Source organism: Streptomyces sp. NPDC006134 (genome assembly GCF_040628835.1).
GTDB lineage: Bacteria > Actinomycetota > Actinomycetes > Streptomycetales > Streptomycetaceae > Streptomyces.
In genome coordinates, this window is sequence record NZ_JBEXTV010000108.1 from 1 (window position 1) to 10,297 (window position 10,297).

Here is a 10,297-nt window from a genome sequence, read left to right on the forward strand (position 1 = left end):
GGTCAGCTCCCGCAGGACGCCCGTCAGCAGGGCGGGCGGCAGGTGCGTCTCCTCGCGCAGCACGCCCCGGATGACGGTGCTCGGCCACGGCGTCGTCGCGTTGACCGTGGCAGGGGCCGGCTCAGCGGCCGGCGCCTCCGTCGGCGTTGGGGCCGGCGTAGTCCTCGCCGTAGGCGCCCTTGGCGGGGCGGCGGCGGCGCATCGGCGGCTCGACGCCGTCGGCGAGGCGGCGGGCGGTGAGCAGGAAGCCGGTGTGGCCGATCATCCGGTGGTCCGGACGGACGGCCAGGCCCTCGATGTGCCAGTTACGGATCATGGTCTCCCAGGCGGTCGGCTCGTTGAAGCAGCCGATCTCGCGGATGGACTCCACGGTCCGCGCGAGCTGGGTGGTGGTCGCGACGTAGCAGCACAGGATGCCGCCGGGCACGAGCGCCTTGGAGACGGCCTCCAGGCACTCCCACGGGGCGAGCATGTCGAGGATGACGCGGTCGACGTCGGTGTCGGACAGGTTGTCCTGGAGGTCGCCGACGGTGAGCTGCCAGGCCGGGTGCGGGCCGCCGAAGTAACGCTCCACGTTGGCCTGGGCGATCTCGGCGAAGTCGGCGCGGCGCTCGTAGGAGTGCAGCATGCCCTGGTCGCCGATGGCGCGCAGCAGGAAGCTGCTGAGCGAGCCGGAGCCGACACCGGCCTCCACGACGCGCGCGCCGGGGAAGATGTCGGCGAAGGCGAGGATCTGCCCCGCGTCCTTCGGGTAGACGACGGCTGCCCCGCGGGGCATGGACAGGACGTAGTCGGGGAGCAGGGGGCGCAGCGCGAGGTAGGCGACGTTCCCGGTGGTGCGGACAACGCTGCCCTCGGGAGCGCCGATCAGTTCGTCGTGGGGGAAGGAACCCTTGTGGGTGTGGAAGTTCTTCCCGGCCTCGAGCGTGAACGTGTAGTGGCGGCCCTTGGGGTCGGTCAGCTGAACCTGGTCCCCGACCTTGAAGGGCCCGCGCCTGCGGGCGGCACCGGTCGGTTCGGACATGTGACCAGCCTACCGGCCTTTGGCGGGGCCGCCGACCACGGGCGTGCTCACGCGGAGGGGCGGGCCATGGCCCTGACGAAGGCGCGCTCGACGTCGGCCGCGGACAGCACGCCGTAGATCGCGCCGGTCTCCTCCACCACCAGGTACTCGGTGGCCGGGGTGGCGCGCAGGACGTCGAGGAGTTCCTCGCCGGCCAGCTCGGCCGAGACGCGCATGCCGTCGGTGAGCTCCTGGGCGAGGCCGCCGACCGCGACCCAGGGGCGGCGGTGCTCGGGTACGCCGACGATGGCGGCCTCGCGGACGATCGACAGGGGGTCGCCCTCGGCGTCGACGACGACCAGGGCACGGGCCCCGGCGGCGTTGGCGCGGCGCAGGGCCTCCGAGAGGGGGGTGTCGCTCTCGACGGGGACGGCGCGGCGGGTGAGGGTGCGGGCGCGCAGTTCGGGCAGGTGCTCGCGCAGGCGGGCCATGCGCAGGCTGTTGCCGGCGCCGGTCCAGATGATCGCGGCGAGGATGGCGGCGAGCAGGGCGTCCATGACGGTGTCCATGCCGACGTTGTCCACGGCGTCGGAGCCGAGCGCGCCGGACTGGGTGAGCAGCGGCAGGCCGATGAGGACGCAGACGGCGAGGGCGCGGCCGACCCACGCGGCGGCGATCGTGCCGCTCATGGGCCTGCCGGTGAGCTTCCAGACGACCGCGCGGAGCATCCGGCCGCCGTCGAGGGGCAGGCCGGGCAGGAGGTTGAAGGCGGCCACGATGAGGTTGGAGATCATCAGGCCGGCGAGCAGGACGCCGGGGACGGTGCCCGGGTCCACCGGTTGCAGGGCGAGGTGGAAGACGCCGGCGAGGGCGAGGGAGAGCAGCGGGCCGACGAAGGCGAGGACGAATTCGCGGCCGGGGGTCTCGGCTTCCTTCTCGATCTCGGAGACGCCGCCGAAGAACTGGAGCTGGATGCGGCGGACCGGCAGCTTGAAGCGCAGGGCGGCGAGGGTGTGGGCGAGCTCGTGGACGAGGACGGAGGCGTAGAAGGCGACCGCGAAGAAGAGGGAGACCAGGTAGCGGGCGGCGCCGAGCTCGGGCAGGACGCGGTCGAGCTGGCCGCCGAAGACCCAGGTGATCAGGACGGCGACGAGGAACCAGCTCGGCGCGACGTACACGGGGACGCCGAAGGGCCGCCCCATCAGCAGCCCGCCGCCGGGCTCCGGGGGGCGCTGCGGCGGGGGCCCGGGCGTGCCTTCGGCGCCGGCGCGCGTGCGGTCGGCGCCGGGGCCGGAAACGGGGCCGGGGTCCGCGGGGCCGGGGCGCTCGCCGCCGGGGGAGGCGGTGCCGGGGCCCCGGTCCGCCGGGTGGGTGCCGGTGTCCGCCGGCGGCTCCTGCCGGGGCGTGCCGGGCGTGCCGTGCCCGGCGTCCTCGGGGAGCCCGTGCCCGGGGACGGCCTCGCCGCGCGCGGCACCGTCCTGGCCGGCTTCCCGTGGCGGCTCCCCGCCGTGCGGGGCGTCGGCGGGCGTCTCGTCCCCGTGCCCGGCGGCACCGTCTCCGGCGGCGGCGCGGGGCGCGTCGCCGCCGGGCCGTCCGGCGGCCGGGGCGGGGCCGGGCGGGGTGGGCTCCGGGTGGGTGGTGCCGTCGTCCGGGGCCGGGCCGGGGCGTGCGGAGTCGGCGGCCGGGACCGTCGGCCCCGCGTGGTGCTCGGCCGGTTCCTCGCTGCCGGACCGCGGCTGCCCGCTCGCGCCGCTCACGTCCACGGTGTCCCCTCGATCGAAGCGTCTCCCGCGCCTGCCGGGCGGGAGGGTCTCGAGTCGATGGTATGCGGCCGTCGCGGCCCGTTCCGCCCCGGCACCCCCCGGGTTCTCCCCCGGCGCGGGCGTCACGGCCGCGGCTGGGCCGTTGTCGGTGGCGGGCCGTAAGGTCTGTGGGCATGGAGACGAGCAGCGAGGGTGCCGTGGGCGCGGCGGGGACCGCCGCCGGTCCCGCCCCGGAGGCGGAGCCGCCCGCGGCGGCCGGGACGGCGGCCACGGAGGCGACGGAGGCGGACGCGGGCGGGGCCGGCGTGGCGGCGGGCGCCGCCGCGGGGCCCGCCGCTCTGCCGCCCGCGACGCTCTCCCCCTCGCGCGCCGGTGACTTCATGCAGTGCCCGTTGCTGTACCGGTTCCGGGTGATCGACCGCCTGCCGGAGAAGCCGAGCGAGGCGGCGACCCGCGGCACCCTGGTGCACGCGGTGCTGGAGCGGCTCTTCGACGCCCCGGCGGCCGAGCGCACGGTGCCGCGCGCGAAGGCGCTGGTCCCCGGCGAGTGGGACCGGCTGCGCGAGAGCAGGCCGGAGGTCGCGGAGCTGTTCGCGGACGATCCGGACGGCGAGCGGCTGGCGCGCTGGCTGGGCGAGGCGGAGCGGCTGGTCGAGCGCTGGTTCGGCCTGGAGGACCCGAGCCGGCTGGAGCCGGCCGAGCGGGAGCTGTTCGTCGAGGCGGAGCTGGACTCCGGGCTGCGGCTGCGCGGCATCATCGACCGGGTCGACGTGGCGCCCACGGGCGAGGTGCGGATCGTCGACTACAAGACGGGCAAGGCGCCCCGGCCCGAGTACGCCGAGGGCGCGCTGTTCCAGATGAAGTTCTACGCCCTGGTGGTGTGGCGGCTGAAGAAGGTCGTCCCCCGGCGGCTGCAGCTGGTCTATCTGGGCAGCGGTGACGTGCTGACGTACGACCCGGTCCCCGCCGACCTGGAGCGGGTCGAGCGCAAGCTGCTGGCGCTGTGGGACGCGATCCGGGTGGCGACCGAGACGGGCGACTGGCGGCCGCGGCCCACCAGGCTCTGCGGCTGGTGCGACCACCGGGCGCACTGCCCGGAGTTCGGCGGCACTCCCCCGCCGTACCCGCTGCCCGTGCGCGCCTCCGCCGCCGGTGCGGACGGCTGAGAGCCCCGGACAGGACGGGAGTCCGGCGGGACCGGCCGGGCGCCCCGGAGGGGAACCGGGTCGGACGCTCAGGGCAGAATGGGGCCGGACTAGCGAAGGAGACTTACGTGGCCATCCGCGTCCTACTGGTCGACGACCAGCCGCTGCTGCGTACGGGCTTCCGGATGATCCTGGAGGCGGAGCAGGACATCGCGGTCGTCGGCGAGGCCGGAGACGGCCTCCAGGCCCTCGATCAGGTGCGGGCCCTGCAGCCCGATGTGGTGCTGATGGACATCCGCATGCCGCGGATGGACGGCGTGGAGGCGACCCGGCAGATCACCGGCCCCGAGCGGGACGGCCCGGCGAAGGTGCTGGTGCTGACCACCTTCGACCTCGACGAGTACGTGGTGGAGGCGCTGCGCGCCGGGGCCAGCGGCTTCCTGCTGAAGGACGCCCCGGCCGTGGAGCTGGTGCAGGCGATCCGTGTGGTGGCCGCCGGTGAGGCGATGCTCGCGCCGAGCATCACGAGGCGGCTGCTCGACAAGTACGCCACGCATCTGCCCTCGGGGGACGAGCCGGTGCCGGACACCCTGCACACGCTCACCGACCGTGAGGTGGAGGTGCTGAAGCTGGTGGCGCGCGGCCTGTCCAACGCCGAGATCGCCGCCGACCTGTTCGTCAGCGAGACCACCGTCAAGACGCACGTGGGGCACGTGCTGACCAAGCTGGGGCTGCGCGACCGGGTGCAGGCCGCGGTGTACGCGTACGAGAGCGGGCTGGTGCGCCCCGGCGCGCAGTAGGGCCCGCACGCCCCGTACGACGGCGAAGGGCGCCCCTGACCGGCAGGGGCGCCCTTCGCCGTCGTACGGCCGCTCTCCGGTTCCCGCCGGGTCAGTCCTTGTCGAGCTCCAGCTCCCAGAACCGGAACACGGTGGAGGCGTCGAGGCAGTACTCCAGGCCGTAGACGTGGTCGTGGGCGACCGCGTACTGCTTGGCCTGCCAGACCGGGAGGACGGGGACGTCCTCGGCGACGATGTCCTGCAGCCGGCCGAACTCCTTCTCGGTCGCGGAGCGGTCGCTCTCGGCGGCGGTGTGCGGCAGGAGGGTGCGGGTGATCGTGTCGTTGGTGTACTTGTTGCCCAGCACGTTGTCCTTGCCGAAGAAGGGGGCCGTGAAGTTGTCGGGGTCCGGGTAGTCGGGGACCCAGCCCTTCACGTACACGCCGTACTTGCCCGCGGCGATGTCCTTCTCGTACTGCTCGAAGGGCACGGACTTCATCTCGGCGTCGAACAGCCCGCTCGCGTTGAGCTGGCCGGCGATCGCCTGGAGCTCCTGGTCGGTGGCCGGGCCGTAGCGGGACGGGGTCGACCAGAGGGTCAGCTTGACCTTGCCGGTGATGCCGTCGGCGCGCAGGGCGGCGGCGGCCTTCTCCTTGGAGGGGCGGGCGCCGTAGGTGTCGAAGAAGGCCGTGTTGTGGCCGGCGATACCGGCCGGGATGATCGAGTACAGCGGGGTGGCCGTGTCCTGGTAGACGTCCCGGATGAGGGCGTCGCGGTCCAGCAGGTGGGCGATGGCCTTGCGGACGCCGGGCTTGCCGGCCACCGGGTCGTCCATGTTGAAGACCAGGTGCTGCACCTCGGCGCTGCTGCCCTCGACGACCTCGACGCCGGAGCCGTCGTCGGCCTTCTCGATGTCGGCGATGTCGGTCGCCGTCAGGCCCCGGTAGGCGACGTCGACCTCGCCGTCCATGAGGGACTGCTTCAGCTTGCCCTGGTCGCCCTGGAAGAACTTGAGCGTCACGCCCGCGTTCCGGACCTCGGCGCTGCCCTGGTAGTGCTTGTTGACCGAGAAGACGGCCTCGTCCTCACCGAACGAGTCCAGCTGGTAGGGCCCGGAGCCGACCGCCTTGCCGTCCTTGCGCAGCGCGTCGGCGTCGTACTGCCGGTGGTCGACGATGGAGCCGGCACCGGAGGCGATCTTGCTGGGGAAGGTGGCGTCCGACGTGTTGAGGTGGAAGACGACGGTCTTGGCGTCCGGCGTCTCGACCTTGTCCAGCGTGGTGAACATGACGGCGGGACCGGCGGCGTCGTTGATCTTCAGCATGCGGTCGAAGGAGAACTTCACGTCCTTCGAGGTGAGCGGGTCGCCGTTGCTGAACTTCAGTCCGTCCTTCAGCGTGCACCGGTAGACCTGGGCCTGCGTGTCCGTGAAGCCGCACGCCTCGGCGGCCTCCGGCTCCGGCTGCGTGCCGCCCTTGGGGAAGCTCAGCAGCGACTGGAAGACGTTGTTGAACAGCAGCCAGGAGCCGGGGTCGTAGCCGGAGGCGGGGTCGGTGGCCAGGACGTCGTCGGACATGCCGACGACGACCGGGTTGCCCTCGGCGGCGGAATCGCCGTTCTCCGTACCGCAGCCGGTCAGCAGGCCGGTGGCGAGCCCCGCCGCGAGCGGCAGGACCGGCCAGTGGTTGCGCAGGTTCACGTGCTGTGCCTTGTCGTCAGTGAGTCGGGTCGCCGGGGCCGCCGTCGACGGCCCCGGCGGCGGGAAGGCGTCAGCCGCTCACTCCGCGGCCGAGCTCCCACAGCTGGAGGGTGGAGGAGGAGTTCAGGGCGTACGCGGTGCCCGTGATGTCGTCCCGCGCCGCGACGTACTGCTTGCCCTGCCACAGCGGCAGCACCGGTACGTGGTCGGCGACGATGTCCTGGATCTTCGTCACGCTCTCCGCGGCGGACAGCCGGTCGGCCTCGCGCCGGGACTCCGGGATGAGGGTGTCGCGGATCTCGCTGTTGGTGTAGGGGGAGTTGAGGAAGTTGTCCTCGTCGAAGAAGGGGGCGAGGAAGTTGTCGGCGTCGGGGAAGTCCGGGAACCAGCCGAGGCCGTAGACCTCGTACTCGCCCTTCAGCTGGGCCGGGCGGAAGGTGTCCCAGGGAACGCCCTCGACGGTGACGTCGAACAGGCCGCTGTCGTTCAGCTGCCTCTTCAGTTCCTCGAACTCCAGCCCGGTGGCCGAGCCGTAGTGGTCGGTGGTGTAGGACAACGTCAGCTTCACCGGGGTGGTGATGCCGGCCTTGGACAGCAGGGACTTGGCCTTGTCCACGCTCGGGTCGCCGTACGTGTTGAAGAACGAGTTGGAGTGGCCGGTGATGGTGGCCGGCACCAGCGAGTACAGCGGCTCGGCCTGGGAGCCGTACACCTTGGAGACGAGTTCGCTGCGGTTGACGATCTGGGCCATGGCCTGGCGGACGGCCTTCTCCTTGACCTCCGGCGCGTTCGTGTTGAAGGCCAGGTAGCGGATCTCCAGACCGGGCATCTCCACGAGGTCGACGGTGTCGTCGGAGGCGTTGGAGAGTTCCTTGACCTGCTCCGGCGTCATCGCACGCGTCATCAGGTCGATGTCGCCCCGGCTCAGGGCGGCGCCCATGGCGTCGGCGTCCTCGAACGACACCAGCTCGACCTTGTCGTTGTTCACCGTCAACGACCCCTTGTAGCCGGGGTTCTTGGTGAACACGGCCTTCACGAGTTCGTCGCCCTGCACCTCGGCCTGGAGGGTGTACGGGCCCGAGCCGTCCACCTCGAAGCCGTCGCGGAACTTGTCCTTGGCGTAGTCGTCGGGATTGACGATGCCCGCCACCGGGGTGGACAGCTTGAACGGGAAGGTGGCGTCGGCGGTCTTGAGGTGGAAGACGATCTCGCGGTCGCCCTGCGTCTCGACGGTGTCGATGGTGGACAGCAGGGCGGCCACGCCGTTGTCGGCCTTGAGGGAGCGCGCGCGGTCGATCGAGTACTTCACGTCGGCCGCGGTGACGGGGTCGCCGTTCGCGAACTTCAGGCCGTCGCGCAGGGTGCACGCGTAGCGCTCGTTGCCGGTGTCGGTGAAGCCGCACTTCTCGGCGGCCTCGGGCACCGGCTCGCCCTCACCGCGCGGCTGGACCATCAGGGTCTGCACGGTCTGGCGCAGGATGTTCCAGCTGCCGACCTCGTAGGCGTAGGCCGGGTCGAGGGGCGCGGGGGCAGCCTTCGAGGCGGTGAACCGGTCCGTGGTGCCGACGACAATCGCGTCGCCGCCGTCGCCGCCGTCCGATCCGCCGCACGCGGCGAGCACCGGGGCGAGCAGACCGATGACGGCCGGCAGCACCAAAGTCTTGCGGTTCATGCTCGGGTTACTCCAGGACTGTCGGGTCCGTGTATCCGGCATGCAGGGGTGGCGCAGCGGATCACGGGGTGGGGGCGATGTTCTCGCGATGAGATTAGTCCGCGCCCGCAGGGCGGTTCGCGAGCACCGAAGTTGAGGCCCCATCACGCAGCGAAACCGGGCGCGGACAGACCGAAAACCCGACGAGGGAAGGATTGGTACAGCGTCCCACCAATCGGGACACATGGGCATGCCGACAGCCCTCGGTGGGCGCCCCCCAGCACACGCACCCCTCCCTGTCGACCCCCTTGTGCGTGGCGAACGTCACAACATGGCCCGGTGGGCGGCCGCTGGAGTGCGCACGTCCGGCGGTGGGGAATTCCCTTTTTCGGCTGCTGCGCCGCCCCGCGTACGGGTATCCCGGAATTCCCGCCCTATCGCCTTTGCACGCTGGGTGAACGCCTAGCGCATTTCCGTCATCAGGCCGCGCAGAAAGGCCAGGTCGACCTCTTCGAGCGAGGTCACGACCGTGCGCCGGGGAGCCGGGGCGAGGGGGGCGACGGACGGCACGGCCACCACCTGGCAGCCCGCGGCTTCGGCTGCGGCGACCCCGGTGGCGGTGTCCTCGACGACCGCGCAGCGGGCCGGGTCGACGCCGAGTCCGGCGGCGGCGGTCAGGTAGGGGTCGGGGTGGGGCTTGGTGCGCGGCACCTCGTCGCCGGCGACGGACAGCGCGAAGTGGTGCGGGCCCAGGGCCTTCAGCACCCGGTCGATGATGCGCCGGTGCGAGGCGGACACCAGCGCGGTGGGGATCTCGTGCTCGTACAGCTCCGCCAGCAGCCGGGCGGCTCCCGGCATCAGCGGCAGGTCCCGCTCGATGCGTTCCTCGAAGCCCTCGTTGAGCAGCACCGTGAGTTCGGCGAGGGGGATGTCGGCGCCGGTGGCCTCGATCAGGAACCCCGCGCTGCGGCTCATGGGGCCGCCGACCACGACATGGCGCCAGGTCTCGTCGAGCGTGTGCCCGAGGGAGGCGAAGACCTCGACCTCGACGTCCCACCAGAAGCCCTCGGTGTCCACGAGGGTGCCGTCCATGTCGAGGAGCACCGCCTGCAGGGCGGAGCCGTCGGCCGCCGGGGCCTTCCCCGCCCGAGCGGTGCCGAGGGTCTGGGGAAGGGTTCCGCGCGCGGGGACCGTACTGGTCATCCACGTACCTCCTTGAGGGACGATCAGGCCGGCTCCCGGGAGGGAACCGGCCTGCGGTGGACCGACCAGTGTACGACGTGTGCGGACGGAACGCCCGGTGTGACCCGTGTGCCCCAGGGCACACGGGTCACGCCGGGCCGGGACGGCCCGCGCCCCGGGCGCCTCAGCGGGCGTTGAAGTACTTCGCCTCCGGGTGGTGGATCACGATGGCGTCGGTGGACTGCTCGGGGTGGAGCTGGAACTCCTCCGACAGGTGCACGCCGATGCGCTCGGGCTGGAGCAGGTCGGCGATCTTGGCGCGGTCCTCCAGGTCGGGGCAGGCGCCGTAGCCGAGGGAGAAGCGGGCACCGCGGTACTTCAGTTCGAACATGCCTTGCATCTCCTGCGGGTCCTCGCCGGCGAAGCCGAGTTCGGCGCGCACGCGCGCGTGCCAGTACTCGGCGAGCGCCTCGGCCAGCTGCACGGACAGGCCGTGCAGTTCGAGGTAGTCGCGGTAGGCGTTGGCCTCGAACAGGCGGGCGGTCTCCTCGCCGATGCGGGAGCCGACGGTGACGACCTGGAGGCCGACGACATCCCGCTCGCCGGACTCCTCCGGGCGGAAGAAGTCGGCCAGGCACAGGTGCCGGCCGCGGCGCTGGCGGGGGAAGGTGAAGCGGGTGCGCTCGTTGCCGTCCTCGTCCAGGATGATCAGGTCGTCGTCCTTGGAGACGCACGGGAAGTAGCCGTAGACGACGGCCGCCTCCAGCAGGTTCTCCGTCTGGAGCTTCTCCAGCAGGCCGCGCAGCCGGGGCCGGCCCTCGGTCTCGACCAGCTCCTCGTACGTCGGCCCCTCGCCGGTGCGGGCCTGCTTCAGGCCCCACTGGCCCTTGAACAGGGCGCCCTCGTCGAGCCAGCTCGCGTACTCCTTGAGCTGGATGCCCTTGACGACCCGGGTGCCCCAGAACGGGGGCTCGGGGACCGGGTTGTCGGTGGCGACGTCGGAGCGGACGTGCCCGGTCTCGGGCCGTTCCTCGGCCACCGTCGTGGCCGCCGCCCTGACCCGGCGCTGCTTCAG

8 protein-coding genes and 1 pseudogene are annotated in these 10,297 nt (G+C 72.4%); 2 read left to right on the plus strand and 7 right to left on the minus strand.

What is annotated here, in order from left to right; genetic code table 11:
• From ABZ340_RS35725 to ABZ340_RS35735, 3 genes and pseudogenes are all read right to left on the minus strand, one after another.
• Positions 1–78: pseudogene (locus ABZ340_RS35725) on the minus strand (DNA-binding response regulator); the annotation flags it as partial.
• Positions 79–121: 43 nt separating this feature from the next.
• Complete coding sequence (locus ABZ340_RS35730) at positions 122–1,024, minus strand: tRNA (adenine-N1)-methyltransferase (RefSeq protein ID WP_029386781.1); 903 nt, start codon at positions 1,022–1,024, stop codon at positions 122–124.
• A gap of 47 nt (positions 1,025–1,071) precedes the next feature.
• Entirely contained in the window at positions 1,072–2,766 is a 1,695-nt protein-coding gene (locus ABZ340_RS35735; protein ID WP_358786061.1) for a site-2 protease family protein, read from the minus strand.
• 173 nt (positions 2,767–2,939) lie between these two features.
• Between ABZ340_RS35735 and ABZ340_RS35740 the strand changes: the two genes are divergently transcribed.
• Positions 2,940–3,932 (plus strand): RecB family exonuclease, encoded by a 993-nt coding sequence (locus tag ABZ340_RS35740; RefSeq protein ID WP_358786062.1) that lies wholly within the window; start codon positions 2,940–2,942, stop codon positions 3,930–3,932.
• Between the two features lie 107 nt (positions 3,933–4,039).
• Positions 4,040–4,711: a response regulator transcription factor gene (locus ABZ340_RS35745; protein ID WP_358786063.1), complete on the plus strand. Its 672-nt coding sequence runs from the start codon at positions 4,040–4,042 to the stop codon at positions 4,709–4,711.
• Between the two features lie 91 nt (positions 4,712–4,802).
• Here the strand turns inward: ABZ340_RS35745 and ABZ340_RS35750 are convergent, their stop codons facing one another.
• The 4 genes from ABZ340_RS35750 to ABZ340_RS35765 all read right to left on the minus strand — a co-directional run.
• Positions 4,803–6,389 carry an ABC transporter substrate-binding protein gene (locus tag ABZ340_RS35750; RefSeq protein WP_358786064.1) on the minus strand — a complete coding sequence of 529 codons (1,587 nt, stop codon included), beginning with the start codon at positions 6,387–6,389 and terminating at the stop codon, positions 4,803–4,805.
• 70 nt (positions 6,390–6,459) lie between these two features.
• Positions 6,460–8,061: an ABC transporter substrate-binding protein gene (locus ABZ340_RS35755; protein ID WP_358786065.1), complete on the minus strand. Its 1,602-nt coding sequence runs from the start codon at positions 8,059–8,061 to the stop codon at positions 6,460–6,462.
• Between the two features lie 441 nt (positions 8,062–8,502).
• Positions 8,503–9,243 carry an HAD family phosphatase gene (locus ABZ340_RS35760; RefSeq protein ID WP_358786066.1) on the minus strand — a complete coding sequence of 247 codons (741 nt, stop codon included), beginning with the start codon at positions 9,241–9,243 and terminating at the stop codon, positions 8,503–8,505.
• 163 nt (positions 9,244–9,406) lie between these two features.
• Positions 9,407–10,297, minus strand: an 891-nt coding sequence (locus tag ABZ340_RS35765; protein ID WP_358786067.1) for a vitamin B12 dependent-methionine synthase activation domain-containing protein, incomplete at its 5' end; no start/stop codon positions are given.